Origin of the sequence: Halorubrum depositum (assembly GCF_007671725.1) — an archaeon.
Classification (GTDB): Archaea; Halobacteriota; Halobacteria; order Halobacteriales; family Haloferacaceae; genus Halorubrum; species Halorubrum depositum.
The window spans coordinates 548,776-572,805 of the sequence record NZ_VCNM01000001.1; the positions used below are offsets into that span (position 1 = coordinate 548,776).

The 24,030-nt window shown below is 67.2% G+C and carries 14 protein-coding genes and 2 tRNA genes; 6 read left to right on the plus strand and 10 right to left on the minus strand.

Annotation, left to right across the window (positions count from 1 at the left end):
• Nucleotides 1-221 precede the first annotated feature (221 nt).
• Entirely contained in the window at nucleotides 222-1,193 is a 972-nt protein-coding gene (locus FGM06_RS02835) for a TatD family hydrolase (RefSeq protein ID WP_144797342.1), read from the plus strand.
• A gap of 324 nt (nucleotides 1,194-1,517) precedes the next feature.
• Here the strand turns inward: FGM06_RS02835 and FGM06_RS02840 are convergent, their stop codons facing one another.
• Nucleotides 1,518-4,364 carry a UvrD-helicase domain-containing protein gene (locus FGM06_RS02840; protein ID WP_144797344.1) on the minus strand — a complete coding sequence of 949 codons (2,847 nt, stop codon included), beginning with the start codon at nucleotides 4,362-4,364 and terminating at the stop codon, nucleotides 1,518-1,520.
• On the minus strand, nucleotides 4,361-6,946 hold the full coding sequence (locus FGM06_RS02845) for a PD-(D/E)XK nuclease family protein (protein WP_144797347.1): 2,586 nt from the start codon (nucleotides 6,944-6,946) through the stop codon (nucleotides 4,361-4,363). Before FGM06_RS02845 ends, FGM06_RS02840 begins: the two co-directional genes overlap by 4 nt.
• A gap of 342 nt (nucleotides 6,947-7,288) precedes the next feature.
• Here FGM06_RS02845 and FGM06_RS02850 point away from each other — a divergent pair, with 342 nt between their 5' ends.
• Nucleotides 7,289-8,029: a hypothetical protein gene (locus tag FGM06_RS02850; protein WP_144797349.1), complete on the plus strand. Its 741-nt coding sequence runs from the start codon at nucleotides 7,289-7,291 to the stop codon at nucleotides 8,027-8,029.
• Between the two features lie 787 nt (nucleotides 8,030-8,816).
• Here FGM06_RS02850 and FGM06_RS02860 read toward each other — a convergent pair.
• Both FGM06_RS02860 and FGM06_RS02865 read right to left on the minus strand, forming a co-directional pair.
• A tRNA-Glu gene (locus FGM06_RS02860) sits at nucleotides 8,817-8,891 on the minus strand.
• A 145-nt stretch (nucleotides 8,892-9,036) separates the two neighbouring features.
• Nucleotides 9,037-10,101, minus strand: a complete 1,065-nt coding sequence (locus FGM06_RS02865; RefSeq protein WP_144797351.1) for a M20/M25/M40 family metallo-hydrolase — start codon at nucleotides 10,099-10,101, stop codon at nucleotides 9,037-9,039.
• 142 nt (nucleotides 10,102-10,243) lie between these two features.
• Here FGM06_RS02865 and FGM06_RS02870 point away from each other — a divergent pair, with 142 nt between their 5' ends.
• A complete protein-coding gene (locus tag FGM06_RS02870; protein WP_144797353.1) occupies nucleotides 10,244-10,534 on the plus strand; it encodes a hypothetical protein in 291 nt (96 codons plus the stop codon).
• 45 nt (nucleotides 10,535-10,579) lie between these two features.
• Nucleotides 10,580-11,728 (plus strand): zinc-dependent metalloprotease, encoded by a 1,149-nt coding sequence (locus FGM06_RS02875; protein ID WP_144797355.1) that lies wholly within the window; start codon nucleotides 10,580-10,582, stop codon nucleotides 11,726-11,728.
• A 16-nt stretch (nucleotides 11,729-11,744) separates the two neighbouring features.
• On the opposite strand, the gene FGM06_RS02880 is transcribed toward FGM06_RS02875, so the two are convergent.
• From FGM06_RS02880 to FGM06_RS15935, 4 genes are all read right to left on the minus strand, one after another.
• Nucleotides 11,745-12,212: an OsmC family protein gene (locus FGM06_RS02880; RefSeq protein WP_144797357.1), complete on the minus strand. Its 468-nt coding sequence runs from the start codon at nucleotides 12,210-12,212 to the stop codon at nucleotides 11,745-11,747.
• 62 nt (nucleotides 12,213-12,274) lie between these two features.
• A complete protein-coding gene (locus FGM06_RS02885) occupies nucleotides 12,275-12,769 on the minus strand; it encodes a CBS domain-containing protein (RefSeq protein ID WP_144797359.1) in 495 nt (164 codons plus the stop codon).
• Nucleotides 12,770-12,917: 148 nt separating this feature from the next.
• Nucleotides 12,918-15,758, minus strand: a complete 2,841-nt coding sequence (locus FGM06_RS02890; RefSeq protein ID WP_144797361.1) for a BGTF surface domain-containing protein — start codon at nucleotides 15,756-15,758, stop codon at nucleotides 12,918-12,920.
• 538 nt (nucleotides 15,759-16,296) lie between these two features.
• Nucleotides 16,297-16,450 (minus strand) — tRNA-Met (locus tag FGM06_RS15935).
• Nucleotides 16,451-16,617: 167 nt separating this feature from the next.
• Between FGM06_RS15935 and FGM06_RS02900 the strand changes: the two genes are divergently transcribed.
• On the plus strand, nucleotides 16,618-18,018 hold the full coding sequence (locus FGM06_RS02900) for a DUF7115 domain-containing protein (RefSeq protein WP_144797363.1): 1,401 nt from the start codon (nucleotides 16,618-16,620) through the stop codon (nucleotides 18,016-18,018).
• An 84-nt stretch (nucleotides 18,019-18,102) separates the two neighbouring features.
• Complete coding sequence (locus FGM06_RS02905; protein WP_186310953.1) at nucleotides 18,103-19,326, plus strand: mechanosensitive ion channel family protein; 1,224 nt, start codon at nucleotides 18,103-18,105, stop codon at nucleotides 19,324-19,326.
• Between the two features lie 37 nt (nucleotides 19,327-19,363).
• On the opposite strand, the gene mutL is transcribed toward FGM06_RS02905, so the two are convergent.
• Nucleotides 19,364-21,124, minus strand: coding sequence for a DNA mismatch repair endonuclease MutL (gene mutL, locus FGM06_RS02910; protein WP_144797366.1), 1,761 nt, complete (start codon nucleotides 21,122-21,124; stop codon nucleotides 19,364-19,366).
• On the minus strand, nucleotides 21,114-23,984 hold the full coding sequence (mutS, locus tag FGM06_RS02915; RefSeq protein ID WP_144797368.1) for a DNA mismatch repair protein MutS: 2,871 nt from the start codon (nucleotides 23,982-23,984) through the stop codon (nucleotides 21,114-21,116). Before mutS ends, mutL begins: the two co-directional genes overlap by 11 nt.
• Nucleotides 23,985-24,030 lie beyond the last annotated feature (46 nt).

Consider the following 24,030-nt stretch of genomic DNA (forward strand, 5'->3'; position numbering starts at 1 on the left):
GACGCTGCTTTCAGCAAACTGTTAAGCCGTTGGCGAGGTCAGTTGTGGTAACACATGACAAAATGTGTCGGCCAAATCGAGAACGGAGCACAGAGCGGGATCCGAAGCTCACCGACACGTACACACCATCTCGATGAGAACAGGCGCAACCCTCCGTCGACATATCAACAGAGCGAGCGAGACAAGCCTAGACAGTTTGAACGTCCCGAGTGGCAACACCGATGAGTGGACCGTCGAAACGGCCGATAGGTGACTCGCCGGAAGCGGGGGCAACACCGGATCCGGTCGACATCCCGTGGGTGGACATTCACCAGCACACACAGTCGTTGACGTGGAATGACCGCGAGAAATTCGATCTGAGCGGCGGGCAGGCGGCGGTCGCGATAGCGGCGGGGTACTATTGGGCACCGTATCGGCCAGTGAGTTCCGATGATGTCCGGTTTCTGTGGGACGACGCACTTCGGCGGGCCGCCGCGTTCGATCACCGGCACTTCTACGATCAATACGTTGCCGTCGGGATTCACACGTGGTCTCGGGTCGAGAACACCGACGAACTCGTCGCCGTGCTCCCCGAGTATTGTAAGGATGAGAGAGTGATCGCCATCGGTGAAACTGGAATCGAGTCGACACAACACACCGTATCTTGGCCGCTAGAGGGTCAAAAGGAAGTCGTCCGCGAGCAGTTTCGTGTCGCACGCGACACGGGGCTTCCGGTGCTCGTCCACACGCCGGGGTCGAGCAAAGGCGATGTTGACCCGCGACATGTCCAGAGCTACGAGGAGGGGAACCGCAATTTCACCGACCCGCTGTTATCTTCGGATGACCCGAAATCGGAGGCCGTTGAAATCGACCTCGCACTCGCCGACGAAGTGGGATTGTCCGAGGAGCAGCTTGTGATCGATCACGCCGGCCGGAGCGTCCGGGACTTCGTGTTGGAAAACACGGGTTGCTACCTCGCGTACAGCGTAAGTGCACCGTGGCTTCGGGGGATTGATGCCCGCGATATTGCCGCGGCGATCGACGCACACGGTAGCGACCGGATCGTCGTCGACACGGACCTGATCGGCGCGATGGACAACGACCCGTTCGTGATGAAGCGGACGATGCTCGACCTGCTCCGTCTCGGCGTCGATCGTGAGGACGTCCGTCGAGTCGTTTACGAGAATCCACGAGAGATACTGGATCTAGCGTGAACCACCTCGAGGCCATGTCCCGAGGTACTCGACGTGTCTAAACAGTTCCCGCACCGTTCGGGCTGTATTTTCATATAGGTTGTGACAAGTGGTCGTGTATCGAAACGAATTCTTCAGCACCATCTCGGCCTCAGCTGAAGAGAACTCGAGAGAGATCGAACCTCGCTTTTGACGACTCCACTCGGGGAGGCGCCGTCATGAGCGGATCACAGCATCCCTATCCCGTCATCATGTCCGCCGACAACGTCAACAACGACATCTCCGGCGGACGACGCGGCGCGACCCTCCTGATTTTCGTCGATGACCGCCCAACCCGGGAGACAGTTACGCTTGGTGTGCTCGCACGAGGTCTTTGAGTTCGGATTTACTTAGCGGGTCGATCTCACGGCGATCACCGTCGTCCGTATAAAAGATCGACGCAGCAACTGATCGGTCTGGGTACTGGTCGACGACGACGTGGTAGTAGATGCTGAGTTGCTTCCGGTACTCGTCTTCTGCCCGGGTGGTCCGGTCCGTCTTGTAGTCGATGATGTCGACGCGATCAGAGGTAACGTGGAGTACGTCGACGATCCCGCCGATCGACACGGTTTTCCCGTCGACAGTCACCGGGAGATACGCGTCGATCTCCGCCAGTGTCTCCCCGTCGAGCGAGTCAAGCAGTGCCCTCACGTGTCGTTTGTCCGGGTTGTCCGCTTCGGCTGGCTCGCCGAGTGCGTACCGTTCCGCGAAGTCGTGGACCGCGGACCCGAACTCCACGCCGCGACCGCCGGTATCCCCTTCGAACACCGAATCGTCGATGAACGTGTGCGGCGAGAAGCCCGTCGGCCCGTCAGTCGCCGGGATGTCAGCCGTGAACGGCGAGTGGTCACGCGCCGGCGGTTCGAACCCCGACAGGTCCGGATCGACGGCCTCGACGGCGACCGGAAGCGCGTCGAGGAACGCGTTCGGGTCGGTGCCGCTCGTGAAAATGACGTGGCTTTCGGCGCGCGTGATGGCGACGTAGAGGAGGCGGCGTTCCTCGTCGTAGTCCTGCGGGAGACACGCGTTCAGCACGTCCGTCCGCCAGTCGTCGTAGACGTACGGAACGCCGTGGGCGGCGTCTGAGAACACCTTCCGTTGTCGGAGCCCGATCGGGTCGGTGTACGCGATCGTGCTCCCGCTCCCGCCGGTCGACGGGAACGCGTTCGCGTTCATATTCGCCAGGATAACGATCGGGTATTCGAGCCCCTTCGTCGCGTGAATCGTCTGGACGGTCACCGCGTCTGTCCCGGCCCCGGCGTCGACCTCGTGCGTGCTGCCGTCCGCGATCGCTTGCTCGATGAACCGGACGAGTTCGCCGCGAGTGAACGTCGTCGTGCCGTGGACCGACTGGATCGTGTCGAGCACGACGTCCGCGGTCGGCCCGGTCCGGTCGTACCGGTCGAACACGCGGCGTGCGACGCCGCCGACCGTCTCCAACTCCCGAAGCTCGTCTCGAAACGCCACCATCGCGTCCGGGTACGCCTCGCGGTCGATGACCGCGTTCGCCTCGTCGATCGTGTACCCCGCGTCTTCCAACGCGAGCGCCCAGCCGCGGTCGGCGTCGCGTTCGAGGATCCGGAGCCACGCCAACACGAGCTTCGCCGCGTCGGTCCGGAACACCTCCATCCCGCCCTCGTACGCCATCGGGAGTCCGTACGTGTCGGCCGTGTCGAGTAGTTCACGACCGAACGCCCGCGTCCGCGTCAACACCGCGATATCGCCGTACCGCGGGGCGCGGGACTCACCGTCGTCGCCTTCGACGGCGTACGCGTCGTTCCCGACGACCGCGTCGATTTTCGCCAGGATCGCCTCGCGTTCGTCCGCGCTCGTGAGCGCTTCGATGCGAGTGTCATCGCGGTCCGTGTCGGCGTCGAGCGGCGTCACCGCTTCCGCGATCGCTTCCTCGTCGACCGACTCGCGTTTCGTGGCGGTGGCCGTCAGCGCGCGCGTCGAGAAGTCCAGGATCGACTGCGTCGACCGGTAGTTCCGCGTCAGTCGCTTCTCCTCGATCGGCGTCGTCGGGAACGTGACGCGGTCCGCGTCGCGGTTCAACGCCGCCGCGAACCGGTCGAGGCGGTCGTCGAACTCGCGGATGTTGTCGACGTCGGCGTACTGGAAGCCGTAGATGCTTTGCTTCCAGTCACCGACCACGCAGATGTTGTTCGTGCCGGCCAGCAACAGCATGAGTTTGAATTGGATCTCGCTGGAGTCCTGGAACTCGTCGACCATCACGTACTCGAACCCGAGGTCCTCTCGCAGGCCGTGGTCCTCGCATAGAAGCACGAACGCGAACAGCTGGAGGAACCCGAAGTTCAGGTAGTTCCACCGCAACGCGAACGCGAGATACGAGTGATACACGTCGTGAACGAACCGCTTGAGCGCGGTTCTGTCCGCCTCGAACGCCCGGGCGGCGACGCGTTCCGGGACTTGTTTGCCGTCGCCGCGTATCTCCGATTTGTCCGGGGCGTCCGGCAGGTACGTTTTGTCTTGTCCGTACCGGTACAGCTTCGACCGGAGCTTCGACTGCTTGCCCCCGTCGTTCCGCGGCTCGTTCAGCTCAGCGAACAGCGACTCGAACGTCTCGAACTCACCGTCGAGATGCGACTCGCCGTCACGGTACCAGCCGTCCGCCGTCGGGAACACGCCCTTCGCCGACAGCTCCTTGATCAGGTCCAGCAGCTCCGCCGGTTCCGACAGCGCCGTGAAGAACGCGTCGTACTCCGGGTGCGCGTCGGTGAACTGCCCGGTGAACTCGCGGAACAGCGCCTCCTCGATGATCTCGTCTTCGACGATCCGCGTCGACCCGGTGATCGTCTCGTCGACCCCGAGGTGCGTCGGCGCGTCGTGCCCGTGTTCATCGAGGATGTCGTGCGCCAGCGAGTGGAACGTCTGGATCGGCGCGTTCGACAACTCACGCAGCCCGTACGTCGTTTGCCGGACGATCCGGTCGCGCATCTCCTCGGCCGCGTTGTTCGTGAACGTCACCAACAACACGTCGTCCGGCGCGATGCCGTCCTGCGCGACGATGTTCGCGTACCGCCGCGTCACGGTGAACGTCTTCCCGGTCCCAGCGCCCGCGTCGACGAGGTACAGCCCGTCGGTCGCCTCGATGAGATCGCGTTGCTCCGGGTTTGGCGTGACACCGCTCATCGCTCGCCCTCCAACAACAGGTCACGGTTATCCACGCGCCGGTAGTTCGGCTCCCCGGCGAGCCCCTCGATCGGGAACCGCTCCGCGCCCGTCCGCCGCCGATTCACCGCCGTCAGCTGCTCGTCGACGAACGACTCGAACGCGTCGAGATCGGGTTCGAAAAACGCCGACCGCTGCCGGTCGGCGATCGCCCGCATCACCTGCTCGCTCCCCGTCGTCACGTACTTGTAGTCGCCGATCCCGGCTTTCAGCCGCTCGATCATCGTTTGACCGAACTCGGACTCGATGAGTTCGTCGCTGTCGGTCGTTTCGACGAGCGGCGCAGCGTCGAACAACGCGTCGTACGTCGGATACTCGATTTTCGAGAGGACCTTCTGGCACTTGTTCGCTCCCGCTTCGCGCAACGATTCGAAGAACGCCTCTCGACGCACGTGTTCAGTCACCGACTCCGGGAAGTACGGCACCGTCGTCACCGCCTCCGTCACGTCGGCGTCGCCGGTGATCAGGTCGTCGACGAGTTCGGTGACGTAGAAGAACGTGAACGAGAGTTCCGCGTCGGGGGCCTGTGTCCGCCAATACGTGAGATACAACGCCGCCTGGAAATCGGGTTTGTCGGTCGCCTCGTCGAACGCGGCGTGTTTCACGATCGCGTTCGCGCTGCGCTTGCTGCCGCTCTTGTAATCGAGCAACGCGCGCTCCGACTGGACGAGGTCGATCATCCCGTTCATCCCCAGTTCCTCGTCGACGAACCGGCGTTCGGTCACCGGTGACGCAACGTCCGTGTCGAAGTGCGCGGCGACCGCGTTCTCGCCGCCACTCGACGGCGTGAGAAACGCCCCGTCGGTCGGCGGGTTCGCATCCAGGTACGAGACGATCGTCTCCAGACTCGCCCGGTACTCGGTGCGGCGCGTCGCCTCGTCGACGCCCCGGACCAACGGCCGCACCGCATCGATCATCAGCTCGACGACCTCGGTGAGCGCCGCGTCGTCGACGACGTCCGGGTGGTTCACGTAGAACTCCGCGAAGTCGTGCAGCAGCGTCCCCTCTGTGAGATACGCCTTCTCCGGGCCGTCGACCACGCGGCTGAAATAGTACTCCCGCGGCGAGTTCACGTGCGTGTTCAGACTCGACTTACTGATCGTCTCGACCGGCTCAGACGACGCCTCGACCGGCTCCTTGTCGAACCCGGCGTCGCCCCGCGGTGCGGACGCGGTGTGATGCGTCGTCGACGGCAGGTCGGCGAACCGATCGAACTCCGCGTCCAGCAGCTCCTCGAAGTACAGACACGGCGTGACCGGCGACCCGCCGGCCGCGTCCTGCACGAGGTAGTGCTGTTGCGATCCGCTCTGAAGCAGTAGTTGGAAGCTCTTCAGATTCCGCGTGAACTGCGCGTCCCGATCCACCCAGGGTCGACGCGGCGCGGCGTGCGTCCACCGCTCGTCGAGCCCGAGGTGGAACACGACCTCGCGTCCCACGTACGACGCGGATTTCGCATCCGCGAGCAACACCCCTTCGTTCTCCCGGTCGACGGGAACCTCGTACGTCTGCAAGTAGAACGCCAACTCGTCCAGCCGCGCCTCAGTCACGGCTTTCCCCGCGAGCCCGAGCGTCTCCAACTCCGCACGGAACGCGTCGAGCGAACTGCTGGTGCGGCGTTCGAACACCGAGAGCGCGTCGGCGAACGTGTACGACCCGATGTCGTGACAAAACCCGACCAGCCACGACACCCCGTCCTCGTCGAGTTCGTGCAGCCGTTTCTCCGCGTCACGCTCACGGATATCACACCCGACGGCCGTCAGCAACGACCGAACCTCACCGACCCGCGTCTCAGTGCCACGGAACGCCGTTCGAAGTAACTGGAGGAACAACCGGTGATCGCTGCGATCCGTGAACCCGGGGCCGCCGGAAAACGGGATGCCGGCCGACTCGAGCGCCGACTCGATGAGCGGGGAATACTCGCTCTCCTGATCGAGGACGATCCCGACGCTCTCAGCGGTCCCTTCAGTCACGGAGTCGACGACCGCCGCCACGATCGCCGTCGGTGAATCGTGAATGCGGAACGGCGGCACGTCGAACGCCGCGTCGGTGAACAGACCGACCGTGTCGTACTCGGCGGGCAGATACGACCGTTCGAGTTGCGTGAGCATCGCCGGCTCGACGACGACGACGTCCAACTCCGGGTCGATGGTCTCGGTCGTCAGCCGCATCGACGCCGTCTCGAGCTCCGCGATCCGCTCGACGGCGCGTTCAGTCGTCGCATCAGCGTACGCCTCGTACTCCAGGATTGCGTCGTGCGACCCGCGGTGTTCCCAGCACTGCAGGATGTTCCCGACCGCGTACGCACACCGCTTCCACGACAGGTCCTCTGCGGCGATGATATCGAGGAACGCCAAGCGGTCCTCTGACTCCTGTCGCCGACCGGCCGCCAACCGCCGCGGCGGAATCGCGAACGGCCCGAGATGCGTCCGATCGAGCTGCCGGTTCAGCGCACTCGCAAGCGGCCCGTCCGGCACGATTACCCGGTCGTACGACCGGACGTCACGATAGAGCCGAGACGGCGATTTCGCACGGGGAACTGACACACCACACGAAACCCGCGGTGCCGGTTAAAAGTTTGTCAACCACCCTCACTCACCACCCGACACCGCACCGTCACCGATACAACGACCATGCTGCGACGGCCCCGAATATCGAGAGATTAGGAGTCGCTCTCAATTCGAATTCCAACTGTACACCACGTGAACCCACCGGGTGACACTGGCGACAACGATGCAGTCTTCAAAACGAGATGCGGCTATGACACTCGGATGGTGTCGGAGCATCTCGATCATAAAATAATACTTATCCTGACAGCCAGCCAGGCCAGTCTATGGCGCCGCAAAACGGGAATCTCAAAGTGACCGTTCGGAGAAGGCTCTCCTAACATGGGGACACTCGTCCTTGATATCGAAACCGCAAGTCCGTTCGAAGAACCGCCCGAACACACGAACGACACGGAGCACTACGAGTGGTTCGCCGTCAGTCTCGCGTACGCTGACGACCTGGACGAACCGCCAGAGACGGAGGTGCTGTTCCGCCGCGGAAACTGGGACGACGCCTACACCATCGATCTGTACGAACGACTGTTTGACTGGTGTGACGACCGATCTATCGACCGGCTCCTCACCTACAACGGCACGTGGTTCGACGGAACACACCTTCTCGCATGGGCCCGCGAGATAGACGCCACGACAACCCGCGAGTTCCTCGCACGCACCGAAGCGTTGTTCGAAAACCATGTCGACGTCGCGCTCGCCGCGGCCGACGAGTATGCCGACGAACTCTGGGACGACCAGCACATCCTCCCCGACTGGAAAGCGTACCAACTTGCAGGAATAGACAACGACAGCGTCTGGTACGACGACTACGAGTTCCCGGCCACGTACCTCTCAGAGATCGACGATCGCGGCGTCCAAGGCAAACACGTCGGGCAGGTGCTCGGCGAACGGTACGTGGACAACGTCACCGCCGGCATCGAAGACACGAGCGTCCACCGAGAACTCACGCGACTCCTCGAAGATTACTGCCTCAGTGACGTCGCCGACCTCATCGAACTGTACACCGCACTCGGCGGTCCGGCGCTCAACGAGTCGTACCGTCGAACGGCAGCGGACATCGACTACTGAACCTGACGTTTTGACCCGCATCAATATCCCGTTTCGGAATTATCCGGAACGCGACCGCCGTCAGTCGATCATGTTAATTTAAGCGTCGGTTCCAGCAGACGGCGAAGGCTCGGAGCGATGATTCCACTGTCGTCAGATACGCGTTTTAAACACATTTGAAAATAAATAATTTCTGCGTTTTAGTTTTTCAAAGACACATCAGACAGTATATACTTCCGTGGCGGGCGGTTTGAAATCGGAGTGAGATTCGTGAGAGCGAAGCTATGAGACGTCCGCCAGCGTCAACGAGAAATTGCGTATGCCCAACACGGTGTTTTCTCTCCGAGATCGCGGAGGAACACCAGGTTAAATTGCTTCTTTTGAACGGTAGAAGAGTCAAAGTGGAGAAATTCATTTTCACGGAAATCTACGGTGACATACGGCCAGAACCCGTCTGAGTCGATTGAATCGCGGTGCCATCGACCGCAACGCGATTCGACCTCGCGCCGTCAGCTGGCTGTAGGTCGGCCTTTTGAATCCAGTCGTGGATTGCTGTTCGACTTCGATCGACACCAACATCTCAAAGTACTATTTTGTATTTGAAAGTGGCATTACAGCAAGGTGGAACTGAACACCGGCTTCAATGATCTCGTGGGATGTCCGTTCTCGCTCCCCAAATCCAAGTCTACCCATTCAGTAGAACCGTTGAGGCAGTTGGATTCGGACGGAGACAATTCGAAGCACCGACCGTCTCGTTCTTAACTTAATATCGCCGAGAACCGCCGTTAGAAGTGGGAAGACCGAAGGATGCTCCGGCGGGGATTTGAACCCCGGTCATTGCCTCGAGAGGGCAATATGATTGGCCGGACTACACTACCAGAGCGCACGTCCGTTCGACGCATTCTCGGATACGACTGGATATTGTAAAACAGTTCCGTTTCGGCGGCGCCGTGCTCCGGTTTACCGTGGCTCGTTTTTCGCCGACGGCGGCGGGGAGAGCGGGTCGAAGAACCACGGTGCGGCGCGACTCAGACGTCGACGGCGAACGGGGCCGCCTCGGTCGCGCCGTCGGCGACGGCGGCGAGCAGGTCGGCGACCGCGTCGAGGTCGCCGAGATCGACCACTTCCACGGGCGTGTGCATGTACCGGTTCGGGATCGCGACGTTGAGCGACGGGACGCCGCCGCGCGCGGTGTAGAAGGCGTCGGCGTCGGTGCCGGTCCGCGAGCCCGCCGCCTGCAGCTGGACGTCGACGTCGGCGTCCTCGGCCGCCTCGCGCGCGAGGGCGACGAGCGACGGGTGGTTCGCGCTCCCGCGGCCGATCACCGGGCCGGCGCCGAGCTCGATCGGTCCCTGACGCTCGCGGTCGACGTCGGGGTTGTCGGTGGCGTGGGTGACGTCGACGGCGACGAACGCGTCCACGTCGTCGAGGTCGACGCCGACCATTCGGGCGCCCTGGAGGCCGACCTCCTCTTGGACCGTGGAGACGGCGTACACGGTCGTCTCGACGTCGCGCTCGGCCGCGCGGCGGAGCCCCTCCGCGGCCGCCCACGTCCCCGTGCGGTTGTCGATCCCGCGGGCGGCGATCCGGTCGCCGACCAGCTCCTCGAAGTCGGTCGAGAAGGTGACGGGGTCGCCGACCTCGACGTGCTCACGGGCCTCCGCGGCGTCGGTCGCGCCGATATCGACGAACTGTCCGGCGATCTCCTCGTACTCCTCGTCCGACGGGTCCCGCAGGTGGATCGCGGTCTGGCCGATCACGCCCTGGACGGGCTCGTCGGCGTGGACCGTGACGTGCTGGCCCTTCGAGACGGTGCGGTCGGAGCCCCCGATCCGGGAGATCCGGAGGAAGCCGTCGTCCAGAACGTCGCGAACGATGAACCCGATCTCGTCGGCGTGGCCCGCGAGCGCGATCGTCGGCGCGTCGGGGTCGCCCTCGTGGACGGCGACGGCGTTGCCGTAGGCGTCGACGGAGACGTCGTCCGCGAACGCCCGGGCGTAGTCGGCCCAGACCCGCTGGCTCGGGGTCTCGAACCCGGAGGGACTGGCGGTCGCGAGCAGGTCGTCGAGGAACGTCCGGCCGCTCTCGTGCATGCACGCGAGTGGCTCCGGACCGGCCAAGAAAGCGCCGGTCCGCGAGTTCGACGGGGCCCTCCCGGCGATGCTCGACGAAACCGCACTGAACCGCGACGACCGCGCCGCCACGCATAAATCGTTGCCGTGCGAACGACGGGATATGACCGACTCGTCATTCACGCTGGTGGAGCTCCACCTCGGCGACGGCGACGTGCGAATCGGCCCGTTCGAACTGTTCGGTACGGACGACGAGCCGGCCGAGTCGGATTCCGACTCGGAAGGAGAAGCGGAAGGCGGCGCCGACGCCGCCGACGCCGAAGCCGGCGGCGTGTCGGCGCTCTCGGTCGCCGGGCTCCTGCTTGCGCTGGCCGCGCTCGTCGCGGTCGCGGTCGGCGTCGTGAAGCTCCGCGGCGACGACGAGGTCCCCTCGGGCATCGCCGGCGACGAGTGACCGAACCGACGCAAGCGATTTGAGTCGCGCACCCGTCCCGTGCGTATGGACATCCTCCGAAGCCTACGCGCGGTCTCCGAGGCGTCCGGCACCGGCGTCGTCGACTGGGACCGGGCCGCGGCGGCCGCGAAGGCGAGCACGGACCCCGGCTCGGTCGCGCTCACGCCGGGCGAGCGCGAGGGGTACGCCGCCGACGTCCGGGACGCCCGCACGCGGCTCGGCGAGGTCGCGGGGATCGCGTTCGACGTCCCCGACGAGATCGAGGTGCAGAACCGTCACCACTGGATCGACGCGAGCGTCGACACGTTCCGGAACGTGATGGCGCCGATCGAGGCGGCGGCGACGGGGCAGACGGAAGCGAGCGGCGCCCCCGACGGACCGGCGACCGGTGGCGACTGGACGAGCGAAGGCCCGCTCGACCGAGTGCGAGAGCCGTTCGGCGGGGGACAAGGGAGCGCCAGCGGTGCCGGGGGGTCCGGTGAAATCGACGTTTTCGGCGGTCCGGGCGGCCCGATCGCCGCGTTCTCGCGCGACGTCTCGCGGGTCGCCAACACCGGGACGATGGCGTTCGCGCTCGGCTTCCTCGCGCGGAACGTCCTCGGGCAGTACGACCCGCTGCTGCTCGCGGACGAGCCGGACGCGGAGCACGGCCTCTACTTCGTCCACCCGAACATCGTGCGCGTCGCGGCGTCGCTCGACGTCGACTACCCGCGATTCCGCCGGTGGATCGCCTTCCACGAGGTGACGCACGCGGCCGAGTTCGGCGCGGCGCCGTGGCTCCCGGAGTACCTCGAGTCCCGCGTCGAACGCGGCGTCGAGGGGCTGACGGCCGGCGAGATGACGATCGGCGGGCTGGACACGGAGGCGTTCGCGGAGCTACAGGCGGCGATGACGGCGGTCGAGGGGTACGCGGAGGTGTTGATGGACCGCGCGTTCGACGACGAGTACGCCGACCTGCGGCGCAAGCTCGACGAGCGCCGCGGGGGCGGCGGGCCGATCCGCCAGCTCGCCCAACGACTGCTCGGACTGGGGATGAAGCGCCGGCAGTACGAGCGGGGCGCCGCCTTCTTCCGACACGTCGCCGACGCGCGGGGGATCGAGGCCGCGGGCGCCGTCTGGGAGCGCCCCGAGAACCTCCCGACCGCGTCCGAGCTCGACGACCCCGAGGCGTGGCTGGTGCGGGTGAACCCGTGACGGCCGACGCCGCGAGTTAGGACAGATCGAGCGCTATCGGCGTCTCTCCGCCGAGGTTATCGCTCACCGGACATCGCCGCTCGACGCGGGCGAGCCACTCCTCGCGGGTGTCGTCACCGACCGGGTCGCCGTCTCGCGACCGAAGCTCCGCCCGAACCGACGCGCGGATCTCCTGGAAGCCGGCGCGCGAGTCGACGGCAGCGCCCTGGAACGTCGCGAGGTCGAGGTCCCCCTCGAGGTCGACGGTCAGTTCGGCGATTTCGAGCTCCATCCCGTCCGCGACGAGGCGACCGACGATGCTCAGACAGCCGCCCAGCGAGCCGAGCAGGTACTCGACCGGATTGGGGCCCGCGTCGGTGCCGCCGAGCGAGTCCGGCTCGTCGATGGCGAACTCGAAGTGGCGGGTCTCCGCGCGGACCCGGGTTCCCTCCTCTAATTCGGTGCGGGCGTCGAACGTCGCGATCTGCTGAGATGAGTCGCTCATACGCGTCGATACGCGCGGTTCGAACATCAACCGGGGGGAGCGTTCTCACGCCGAGAGACCGGCTACGCCAGCCGCTTGTCGTGGAACGCTCGGATGACGTCTTGCCGGGCGATGATCCCGACGATCCGTCCGTCGTCGTCCACGACCGGAACCCGATTGATGTCGGGGTCGTCGCCGACGAGCAGGTCGAGCACCTCGTCGATCGAGGCGTCGGGGGTGACCGTCGCCACGTCGGTGCTCATCACGTCGGAGATCGGGCGGTCGGCGTTCCGGACCATGTCCACGCCCAGATCGAGGTCGGCCCACGGCGCCTTCACCTGATACGTGAGCGTGTCGACGAACGGGGGGAGCCCGATCGGGATCCACAGCGTCTCGTCGTCGGGCTCGAAGAGGTCGACGAGGTCCGACTCGGTGACGACGCCGACCACGCGGTCCTCGTCGTCGACGACGGGGAAGCCGCTGAACTCGTAGCGGGCGAACTTCTTGAACGCGTCGGCGACGTCGTCGTCGGGGGCGACCGTCTTCACCTCGGTCTCCATCAGGTCACGCGCTTGCATACCGTCGCCGAGGCGGTCTGGGGGTGTAGGCGTTTCGACCGTGCGACGCGTCTGGCCGTCGCTGGGCGGTCGAGTCCGATAAAGAAGTGCCGCAAGGAGTCGGCCCGCGAGGGCCGATAGTTATCGAGCGTGGAGTGTCGCTGCTGCGTTACTCGGTACGCCGCGTAGCGAGGAGCGCAGCCGCGATGAGGGCCACGAGGGCCACGAGAGCGCCGAAGCCGGGCGTGGAGTCGTCGGTGGAGTCGCCACCATCGTCTCCGTCGCCGCCGTCGCCGCCGTCGCCGCCGTCGTCGCCGTCGCCACCGTCGTCACCGTCGCCACCGTCGTCGCCGGTGGATTCGATGGTGAGCGTGCCGGTCGCTTCGTCGTCGTCGGTGGAGATACCGTGCTCGTAGTCACCAGCGTCGAGGCCGGACGTGTCGGCCGTGAACTCGACGGTCTGGCTACCGCCGGCTTCGAGCGTGACTTCCTGGCTGTCGAGTTCCTCGCCGTCAAGCGTGAGCGCGACAGACTGGGTGCCTTCTGCGTTGCCGGTGTTCTCGATCGTCGCGGAGACGGTCACCGAATCGCCAGCCGAGGCGGTCGCCTCGGCCGGGCTGAGGTCCGAGACCTCGAAGGTCGCGACTTCCTCAGTGGACTCGACAACCGTACCGTCGGCCTCAACGGCGTCGTTCAGCTGGAGCTGCTGGACCGAGAGGGTGTACTCGTCGCCAACGGACGTGTCGCTGAAGTCGAACTCAGCTCCGAACGCACCGTCAGCGGCCACGGTGACCTCGCTGTCAGTCTTGACGAACGAGGGCTGCGTGCCGGAATCGGAGCGGGCACGGACCGTGAACTCAGTTCCGGGCGCGACGTTCGTCGTACCCGTGACCGTTTCGTTCTCCGTGTTCGTCACGTTGAACGGATCCTGGTCGAACTCAGCCGAGCGCTCGTCAATGCCGAGCGTGGTGCTGACGCGGTCTTCGCTGACCGCGCTGTCGTAATCGTCCTGATCGAAGTCATCGTCGAAGCTGTCGACGTAGAACCGCTCGTCGCGGACAGCGAAGTCGACGTTGAACTCGTAATCCTCGTCGTCAGCCAGGTTGCTGTAACCGCTGGGCTGCTGGATCACGTAGTAGTCATCGTTCTCCTCGTCGACGACGACATCGATGTCGCCCTCATTGACGGGGACGGTCTCGCGGTCCGCGTTCGGACCAGCGCTGGAGGAGGTCTCGCGAATCCGGAGCTGGATGGGGGAGTTCTCGTTGAACTCGCCGTCCTGCGCATTGTTCACGAGCGCGTCGAGGGCCGCCTCTTCGCTATCGATGGAGTTACTGCTGTTATCGATGAGCGCGTTGATCGGGCCTTCGAGGCCGCTGGCGCTGATCTGGTGGACGATGACGTCGCCGTTTGCGACCGTATCAGTCTGCGTGATGAGGTCATCTTCGACGGCACCGGTCAGCGTCTCGAGCTGCTCGTCCTCGTCAGCGTCGAGGACCTCGTCAGCACTGGACGTGGACGCGGTCCACGTCTGGAAGCCATCCGTGCTCCGCTCCTCGATGAAGAGCGTCGCAACGTCGTCGGCCCCGCTGATCGTCTCGTCAAAGTCGCCCGTCGTTGCGGACGAGGAGACGTCGTAGTCCCCAGTAGCGAGGATGTCGTCCAGTTCGGTCTCGCCTTCGACGGTGATCTCGTCGTCATCGTCGTCGGTGTCGACAACCTGAACCGGGTCAAGGTCGCTCTGGTTCAACCCAGCCGCGTAGGTGTTGAACGCGAGCGTGATCTGCTCGTCGTCGCCGAAGTCATCGACGGTGATGTTCGTCTGGTAGCCGAAGTCGTCCTCGTTACCGATGACGACCGTACCGCTGTTCACTGCGCCGTCAGCAGTCACGGTGAATTCGACCGTGTCACCCTGCTGCTCGGTGAGGCTACCTTCCTCAATGTTGATCTCGCCGTCGGCCACGTCTTCCACGGTGACGTTCGCTGTGTCTTCCGCGGTCGTGTCCGTGACGGCGACTTCGAACTCGTATTCACCGGCGTCGATGTCGGTGAAGTTCAGCGTGTGGTCACCCTCAGCGTCGGTGAGGGTGACGATGTCGTCGTCGCTGTCCACGTCCACGTCGGACGAGTCGAACGCGCCAGAGTTGACGAAGATGTCCTCGAGTTCGTCGCCGTCGAGGCCGTCAGCGCTGACTTCGGCGTCGTAGGTGTTCCGCTGGCTGGAACTGATCTCGAAGTCAACTTCGTCTTCACCGTCGACGTTGCCGACAGAATCCTCGTCGAACTCAGCCGAAACGCTCTGAGTGACGACTTCGAAAGTGGTCTCAGCACCGAGACTGCTTCCACGCGTCTTGTTGGTAACTGCGTAGACACCAGGCTCGAGGTCGTCCGTCTCAAAGGAGACAGTCTCCACACCGAAGGACTCCCGAATCGTGAGTGCCTGCTCGAGGCCAGCAATGGTGTTCGTGCTGTCACTCGTGTCAACTTCACGCAGTTCGAGATCGTCGTTACCGAACTCGCCCGTAACGTTCTGGGTTAGCTCTTGGCCCTGGAACTGGGTCGCACCGGTAACTAGGTCATCCGCGTAGACAGTTGCACTGCTGGAGTTTTCGACGTTACTGGCGTCAACGGCTTCGCCAATAGTCTGTGCGGAAGCATCGTCGGAGGTAAGGTGAGCCGTGTGGGCACCGGGGAATCCTCCGTCGTCTTCAACTTCAACGTTGACGGTGCCGCCATCATCTACGTTTTCAACGCCGGCAACGATCGGAGTGCCGGAAGAGTCATTGTAGGTGATGACGACAGAGCCGTCAATCGTTCCACTATTGTTCTGTACATCCACTTCGACTGTGTCATCATTAGCAAGCTCCTGGTCATCGAATGTGACATCGTCGCCGGTACCGACCGCAGCTGCGGGAGCAGCCGCAAAGCCGACGGCAACCATGGAGATGACCATGACCGCCGCGAAGAAGACCGCGTTGGCCTTTCCGCGATAGTTTGTGTCGTTTGTCATTGTTAGTTGTGTTTCGCGTCGACCACAGCAGCTTTCCCCTCACCTGACGCCCGATCTTCGTCGCCGCCAACAATCTCGTCAGAGTGCGACCGGACTCGGTGCATGGTACTCAGTACTGCAGTCATTTGGGTAGGGGTTGCAAGCGAAACATACAGCGTTCGCTATAAATACTTTGTGTGGTGTTTAGGGTGTGTGAACCCATCACAATGGCTCGTTGGGGCCTGAGACGGCCGATCAGCTATTGAGCGGGGATCGCGGCGAGTCGCAATCTGGCATAAATATCGCTATCGAGACAAAATCGCGGGGTGAGTTCTTAGCGCGCGTACGTACGAGAGAAACACAAAGCAACGCTGAAGCGACCGCTGAACTGCGCTGTCACGGCGACACGTCCATCGGCGCTTCAGCGTCTGACAAGAGACAGTTGATTGGGATATAATTACGGCTTACCTCAGTTGTTGTCACTCCGCCGTCGTATTTCGCGCGAAGAGCACACTCAGAAGGTAACGCCGCGGCTGGCCGTTGTAACGAACTGGGGTAGTGGCCGGGGTGGGCTCCGAACCCACGATCTCCGCATGTCCCAGGTCCGAGGCTCGGCGGAGCCACGGGAAGGACGCGGACGCTTCCAAGGCGTCACCGCACCGAATCTCCGAACCCTATGAGTGCGGCGCTATGTCCAGCTAAGCCACCCGGCCTCACCTTCTCGTACCGCGATGAGACCCTTTAAGCTTCCCATCCGTCGGAGGGATGTGAGGCGGTGACAGAGGGCGGCGACGGGGCCGCCGGTCGCGGCGGTGCCCGAGGTGACCGATCCGAGAATCGGACCCCGCGGATTTATGCGGGACGGGGAAAATTCCGGGGTATGAGCCTTCCCGACCTGCTCGCGGAGACCGTCGGCGACGAGGACGCCGTCGCCGAGGTCTCGCTGGGAGGAGACGACCGGCTCGCGGTGACGCCGACGCGGACGCTCGTCTATCGCGGCGACGGGCTGCTGTCGGACGAGTCGGTCGCGGAGTACTCCCACGACGTCGAGCGCATCGCGGTCTCGACGGGCCGCCGCAAGGCGAAACTCACCCTCGGCTACGGCCTCGACGGCGACGAGACCCTCTCGCTGCCGGCGAAGCGCGCCGACGAGGCGCTCCACCCGATCCTCGCCGGCGTCCTCTCGGCGACCGGCGTCACCGACCCCGGCGAGTCGGTCCTCCGCACCTTCCGCTTCTCGGAGCTCACCCTCGTCGTCACCAGCGACCGACTGGTCAAACACGTCGGCTCCGCCGTCTGGGACGACGAGTTCGAGGAGTTCCCGTTCGCCGACCTCACCGACCTCGACTTCGAGGAGGGGACGGTCGCGACCGCGGTCGTGCTCGCCCACGGCGGCCGCTCCGAGCGCTTCAAGGCCCCCAACGAGTCCGCCCGCGCGCTCCGCGAAACCCTCGTGGACGCCGTCTGCGCGTACCACGGCGTCGACAGTCTGGAGGAGTTCCGCGTCACCGTCGCCGACGACGAGGAGCCCCAGGCCGACGCGGACGCCGACGGCGCGACCGACTTCGGCGAGGGGCCCGACCCCCTCTCCGCCTCGCCCGTCGCCGACGCGGAGGCCGAAGCGGAGGCGGCGGCCGGGACGCGAGCCGACACCGAGCCGGGGACGAACGCCGAGCCGGGGACGGACGCCGAGAGCGACGCGGACGCGGCGGCGGACCCCCTCTCGGCGGGGGTCGGCGACGCCGATCCGACCGCCGCGACGGGCGCCACGGAGGACGACCCCGCGGGCGCGTCCGCGACCGACGTCGCCGGCGCCGAACCCGGAGACGACCCCGGTCCCGTCGACGACGCCGACTCCGGTGACGGTCCCGACCCGCTGGGCGAGACCGCCGGGAGCGCGAGCGACGACGCCGTCGCCGGTCGCGCGGCCGACGCCGACCCGCTGGCCGAGAGCCCGGCCGAGGAATCGGCGGTCGACGTCGACCCGGGAGACGGCGCTGACTTCGCGAGCGACACCGCCGGGGAGCCGCCCGCGGAGGGGACCGCCCCGTCCGATGGGGCCGCGCCGGCCGACTCCGACGAGCCCGCCGCGCGAGAGGGCGCGGCGCCGACCGACGACGGCTTCGACGGGTCCCCGTTCGAGACCGCGGGCGTCGAGGGCGAGGACCTCGCAACGGAGGTTGCCGAGCTCCGCCGCGTCGTCGAGGAGCAGTCCGAGCGGCTCGACAGGCAGTCGGCGCTCATCGAACGGCTGATCGAGGAACTCCGGCGCGGGCGCTGAGACCGGGACCGCCGTCCGGGTCCGGTTCTCCGAATCGATAGCCGCGGAGGTGCATTTTTAACGCCGACGACGAATACGGAGGAAGTGACCGCACGACTCGGCCCCTGGATCGACGCGACGCTGGGCGGTGTCGCCACGACGGAGGCCCGGCTCGCCGTGACGGTCGGCATTCTCCTCCTGACGGCGCTTATCGGATGGCTGCTGCTCCCCCGGATCGTCCGCGCCGGCGAGCGGGTGACCGCGGACCGGCTGGAGCGCTTCCTCGACGGGCGCGGAGAGTCCTCCGTCGAGACGCTCCGCGAGGCGGTACCCGTCTCGTTCGGCTTACGGCTGCTCGTCGGCCTGCTGCAGCTCGCGCTGTTCGCGCTCGCCGCCGTCGCCGTGCTGACGCTGTGGGGGCAGTTCGCGGTCGTCGTCGCGGTGCTCCCCGTCGCGGAGAACGCCGCGACGGTCGCCGGGCGGGCCGTCCTCTCGGCGCTCCTGCTCGGCGGCGCCTACGTCGCGAGCGACGTGTTAGAGGAGTACGTCGCGGACCTCTCGGACGACAGCGACCGCATCACGGCCCACCAGGAGCAGCTCCTCACCCGGATCATGCAGGTCGGCCTGCTCGTGATCGCGGGCGTCACCGTCCTCGGCATCTGGGGCGTCAACCTCGGCGGCCTGCTCGTCGGGGCGGGCTTCCTCGGGATCGTGCTCGGGATGGCGGCCAGACAGACCCTCGGCTCGCTCATCGCCGGCTTCGTGCTGATGTTCGCGCGCCCGTTCGAGATCGGCGACTGGGTCGAGATCGGCGACCAGGAGGGGTTCGTCACCGAGATCACGATCATGAACACCCACATGCGGAACTTCGACGGCGAGTACGTCGTCGTCCCGAACGACCTGGTCACCAACCAGGCGATCACCAACCGGAGCCGCGAGGGCCGGCTCCGCATCCACATGGAGGTCGGCATCGGCTACGACGACGACCCCGACGCCGCCAGCGAGATCGCCGAGGACGTCCTGACGGAGATCGACACGGTCGCCAACAACCCGAAGCCGTACGTCATCCCCTCCGGCTTCGGCGACTCCGCGATCCTGCTCGACCTGCGGTTCTGGATCGACCCGCCGACGCCGCAGGCCCGGTGGCGCTCGAAGGCCAGCGCCGTCGAGCTGATCCAGGACCGGTTCGCCGACGCCGGGATCTCCATCCCGTACCCGCAGCGGACCGTCTCGTACCCGCCGGAGACGGGGGAGGCGGACGAGACGGTCGAGCGCGTCGAGCGCTTGGACGGCGACGGGAAGAACCGCGCGAGCGACCGCCCCGCCTAGAGGGACCGTTACCGCCCCCTCACCGCACGTACCGCCCTCACCGGTCCCGCCCGAACCCGGCCGCGAACGTCGCCTCGTCGACCGACAGGACCGTCGGCCGCCCGTGGGGACACGAGTACGGCCGGTCGCACTCGCCGAGCCGGTCCAAAAGCGAGCGCTGCTCGCCGCGCGACAGCCCCCCGATCTCCCCGCGCTTCAGCGACGGGTGACACGCCAGGTCGGCGAGCAGCGCCTCCCGGGCGTCCCGCGGCGACTCGCCGCCCGCGAGGGTCGCGAGCGCGTCGCGGAACGCGTCCGCGTCGGCCGCCCGCCCGAACGGCGCCGGGACGGTCCGGAGCCTGACGGTCCCCCCGCCGAACGGCTCCGCCTCGAAGCCGAGCGCGTCCAGCGCGTCGCCGTGCGCCTCCGCGGCCGCCGCCTCGTCGGCCGACAGCGAGACGGTCGCGGGCGGGTCGAGCGCGGCCGTCGGCACCGGCTCATCCGAAAAGGCCCGCGAGAGCCGCTCGTAGTTCACGCGCTCGTGGGCGGCGTGGCCGTCGACGACCAGTAGCTCGTCGCCCGCCTCGACGAGGAGGTAGAGGTCGCGGAAGACGCCGACCGGGTCCGCCTCCGCGAAGGTCCCGGGCCGCTCGCCCGCCTCCCCGCCGACCGGGTCGAGCGCTGACTCGATCCCGGTGTCCACGTCCCCCTTTCGCCGGAGGTCGGCGCCCGTGAGCGCGTCCGCGACGGCCGACTCGACCGCGTCCGCGACCCGGTCGGCGTCGCGCAGCCCGACCTCGCGCTTCGCGGGGTGGACGTTCGGGTCCACGCGGGCGGGCGGCACCGCGACGTCGACGGCGGCCACCGGCTCGCGCCCGTCCGGGATCAGGCGCCCGTACCCGGCCCGGACCGCGGCCGCGAGCCTGTCGTTCCGCACGGGACGCCCGTTCACCGACACCCGGACGTGGTCGCGGGAGGCCCGCGTCACCGAGGGGTACGCGAGCGCGCCGGCGACGTCGACGGAGAGCGGTTCCCCCCCGTCCGTCCCGACGTCGACGCCCGCCGCGAGCTCGGTCGACCGGCTGGCGGTGTCGCGGTCGTAGACGCCGAACAGCGCGTCCGTGACGCCGGTTCCCGGCGTCGACAGCGTGGTCGACCCGTCGTGGTCCAGCGCGAACGCGACGCCGGGGTTCGCGAGCGCGTAGTCGGCGACAAGCGACGAGACCCGCGCGAACTCGGCGGCCGCCCCCGCGAGCGACTCCCGGCGCGCCGGGCGGGTCGCGAACAGGTCCTCGACGACGACCGTGGTTCCGCGGGCGCGCCCGGCGTCGGCCACGTCAATATCGCCTCCCTCGTCCTCTCCCGTCGCCCGCGTCCCGTCGACGACCACTCGCGTCCCCACGGCGTCGCCGTCGCTGGTCGTCAGTTCGAGCCGCGCGGCGTCGGCGATCGCGGCCAGCGCCTCGCCGCGGAAGCCGAGCGACGCGACGCCGACCGGGTCGCCGTCGGGCGCGAGCTTGCTCGTCGCGTGGCGCTCGACCGCGCGGCGGGCGTCCGCGCGGGACATCCCGCGGCCGTCGTCGGCGACCCGGATCCGGTCGGTGCCGTCGCCGTCGACCGCGACCTCGACCGCGGAGGCGCCGGCGTCGAGCGCGTTGTCGATCAGCTCGCCGACGACCCGCGCCGGCCGGGTGACCACCTCGCCGGCGGCGATCCGGTCGACCGTGGCGGAGTCGAGCCGGCGGACGCGGGGGGCCTCCCGGGCCGGCCTCGCGGTCTCGTCCGACCGGTCCCCGCCGGCGCGCTCCTCACCCGCCATCGTCGAGCCTCGACTGGAGGTCGTGGAGGGCGTTCAGCGCCTCGATCGGCGTCGTCCGGGCGAGGTCGAGGTCGCGGAGGTCGGCGGCGAGGTCGCTCTCGGGGGCGACGCCGGGATCGTCGACCTCGGTTTCGCCGACTTCGGTCCCGTCGGCCGCGGTCGGTGCGTCGTCGCCGGTCGCGTCATCGCTGCTCTCCTCGGCGAGAAACTCGCGGAGGGAGACGTCGTCTGGATCCGCCCCGTCGGTTGGTGCCCTGGTCGTCGCGTCGGTTGACGCGTCCGGACTCGCCGATCCGTCGCCCTCCGACGCGGCCTCGCCCTCGGACGGTTCGCCCGTCTCGTCGGCCGCCACCAGCGACCGGGAGCGCTCGACGACGGGCGCGGGGACGCCGGCGAGCTCGGCGACCTCGACGCCGTACGACGAGGAGGAGGCGCCGGGGACGACCCGGTGGAGGAACGTCACGTCACCGTCCTCGCGGGTGGCGGTAAAGTGGAGGTTGAAGACGCGCTCGCGCTCGTCGGCGAGGTCTGTGAGCCCGTGGTAGTGGGTGGCGAACAGCGCGGTGGCGCCCAGCTCGTCGTGGACGAACTCGGCGGCCGCGCGGGCGATGGCGCGCCCGTCGGTCGTCGCGGTGCCGCGGCCGACCTCGTCGAGGAGGACGAGCGAGTCGGGGCCGGCGTCGTGGAGGATCTCCGTCAGCTCGCTCATCTCGCGCATGAACGTCGACTGGCCGCCCGCGATGTCGTCGGAGGCGCCGACGCGTGTGAACAGCCGGTCGAAGACGGGGAGCGAGGCCGCCTGGGCGGGGACGAACGAGCCGGTCTGTGCCAAGACGACCGCCAGCGCGACCGCCCGCATGTACGTCGACTTCCCGCTCATGTTCGGCCCCGTGATCACGGCGACCGACCCCCGGGGAAGGTCGGCGTCGTTCGGGACGAACGACGCCTCGGCGCGCTCGACGACGGGGTGGCGACCCCCCTCGATTTCGATCCCGGCGTCGGGGTCGTCGCGAATTTTCGGGCGGACGTAGTCGCCCTCGACCGCCACGGTCGCCAGCGACGCGAGCGCGTCGAGCTCCGCGAGCGCGTCCGCGAGCCCCTGGATCCGCTCCGTCTCGGCCGCGACACGCTCGCGGACGTCGGCGAACAGCTCGTACTCCATGGCGTCCGCGCGCTCGGCGGCGCCGACGATCTCCTCCTCGCGCTCCTTCAGCTCGGGCGTCACGTAGCGCTCGCTGTTCTTCAGCGTCTGCCGGCGGCGGTAGTCGTCGGGGACGCTGTCGAGGTTGGCGTCGGTCACCTCGATGTAGTAGCCGTGGACCTTGTTGTGCCCGACCGACAGCGAGTCGATCCCGGTGCGCTCGCGCTCGCCCGCCTCCAGGTCGGCGACCCACTCGCGGCCCTCGCGCTCGGTCGCGCGGAGCGCGTCGAGGTCGTCGTCGAACCCCTCCCGGATCACGCCGCCGTCGGTGATCTCGGGCGGGGGGTTGACCGCGATCGCCTCGTCGATCAGCTCGCGGATTTCAACCAGCTCGTCGAGGCGGTCGCGGAGGTCGCGGAGGTGGTCGGTGCGGGGGCGATCGGCGTCGTTGTCGTCTGCCTCGTCCGCGTCGTCCCCGGCGCCGCCCCCGCCCGCGTCGTCAGCACCCGCCAGCGTCGCCTTCAGTTCCGGCACGACCGCGAGCGTCGCGTGGAGCGAGCGCAGGTCGCGGGCGTCGGCCCGGCCCCGAGAGACGCGCCCGACGAGGCGTTCGAGGTCGTAGGCGGCCGCGAGCGCGTCGGCGACCCCCTCGCGGGCCAGCGTGCGGTCGGCCAGCTCGCCGACCGCGTCGTGGCGGCGCCGGATCGCGTCGGCGTCGACGAGGGGGCGGCGGAGCCACCGCTCCAGACAGCGTCGGCCGAGCGCGCAGCTCGTCTCGTCGAGGACGTCGAACAGGGTGTCGCTGGCGCCGAGCCCGCGGTTCTCGAACAGCTCCAAGCTGCGCTGGGCGGCCGCGTCGAGCCGGAGCCGGTCGCGGGGGTCGTACCGCCGGATCCGGGTGACGTACGAGAGCGGGCCGTCGTCGCCCTGCGTGTACTCGGCGTACGCGAGCACCGCCCCGGCCGCGCGCAGCTCGGTGTCGGCCTCGAACCGCCGGTCCGGGGCCGGGAGGTACGGCTCCAGCCGCTCGGTCGCGGCGCGCCGCCCGAAGGCGCTCGGGTCGTGCTCGTGGGTCGTCCAACCGTTCTCGGCGTCCGGGGGCTCGAAGGCGGAGGCGTCCGGCCCCGCGATCAGTTCCGCCGGCGCGATCCGGTCGAGCTCCCCGGCGACGGCGTCGCGGTCGCCCGACGTGACGAGGCACTCGCCCGTGGAGACGTCGACGGCGGCGAGGCCGACCTCGATCTCGGAGCCGACTTCGCCCCCGTCGCTCGCGGCCACCGCCGCCACGTAGTTCGTCGTCCCCGCCTCCAGCAGGTCGTCCTCGACGACGGTTCCGGGCGTGATCACTTCGGTGACGGCGCGGTCGACCAGCCCGGACGCCTGCTCGGCGTCCTCGACCTGGTCGCCGACGGCGACGCGGTAGCCGGCGTCGAGCAGCGACTCGAGGTACGGAGCGGCGTTGTCGATCGGGATCCCCGCCATCGGGTAGTCGCCGGTGGAGTCGGAGCGCTCCGTGAGCGTCACCTCGCAGACCCGCGCGACGACCTCGGCCGCCTCGCAGAACGCCTCGTAGAAATCGCCGACCTGGAACAGCACCAGCGCGTCCTCGTGGGCGGCACACAGGTCCGCGTACTGCGAGAGCATCGGCGTGAGCTCCTCGCGGGCGGCGGCGACGCCCGGCGGGAGCCCCGTCGCGACCGCTCGGTCCGGGGTTGGCATACCGCGAACCCGGGCGCCCGTGAGCATAAACGGTACGGAGGGCGGC

Bases quoted from the DNA above. Each gene is read 5' to 3' on its own strand.
- FGM06_RS02835 (WP_144797342.1), top strand. From the start codon at position 222: ATGAGTGGACCGTCGAAACGGCCGATAGGTGACTCGCCGGAAGCGGGG.
- FGM06_RS02840 (WP_144797344.1), bottom strand. From the start codon at position 4,364: ATGAGCGGTGTCACGCCAAACCCGGAGCAACGCGATCTCATCGAGGCG.
- FGM06_RS02850 (WP_144797349.1), top strand. From the start codon at position 7,289: ATGGGGACACTCGTCCTTGATATCGAAACCGCAAGTCCGTTCGAAGAA.
- FGM06_RS02865 (WP_144797351.1), bottom strand. From the start codon at position 10,101: ATGCACGAGAGCGGCCGGACGTTCCTCGACGACCTGCTCGCGACCGCC.
- FGM06_RS02870 (WP_144797353.1), top strand. From the start codon at position 10,244: ATGACCGACTCGTCATTCACGCTGGTGGAGCTCCACCTCGGCGACGGC.
- FGM06_RS02875 (WP_144797355.1), top strand. From the start codon at position 10,580: ATGGACATCCTCCGAAGCCTACGCGCGGTCTCCGAGGCGTCCGGCACC.
- FGM06_RS02880 (WP_144797357.1), bottom strand. From the start codon at position 12,212: ATGAGCGACTCATCTCAGCAGATCGCGACGTTCGACGCCCGCACCGAA.
- FGM06_RS02885 (WP_144797359.1), bottom strand. From the start codon at position 12,769: ATGCAAGCGCGTGACCTGATGGAGACCGAGGTGAAGACGGTCGCCCCC.
- FGM06_RS02890 (WP_144797361.1), bottom strand. From the start codon at position 15,758: ATGACAAACGACACAAACTATCGCGGAAAGGCCAACGCGGTCTTCTTC.
- FGM06_RS02900 (WP_144797363.1), top strand. From the start codon at position 16,618: ATGAGCCTTCCCGACCTGCTCGCGGAGACCGTCGGCGACGAGGACGCC.
- mutL (WP_144797366.1), bottom strand. From the start codon at position 21,124: ATGGCGGGTGAGGAGCGCGCCGGCGGGGACCGGTCGGACGAGACCGCG.
- mutS (WP_144797368.1), bottom strand. From the start codon at position 23,984: ATGCCAACCCCGGACCGAGCGGTCGCGACGGGGCTCCCGCCGGGCGTC.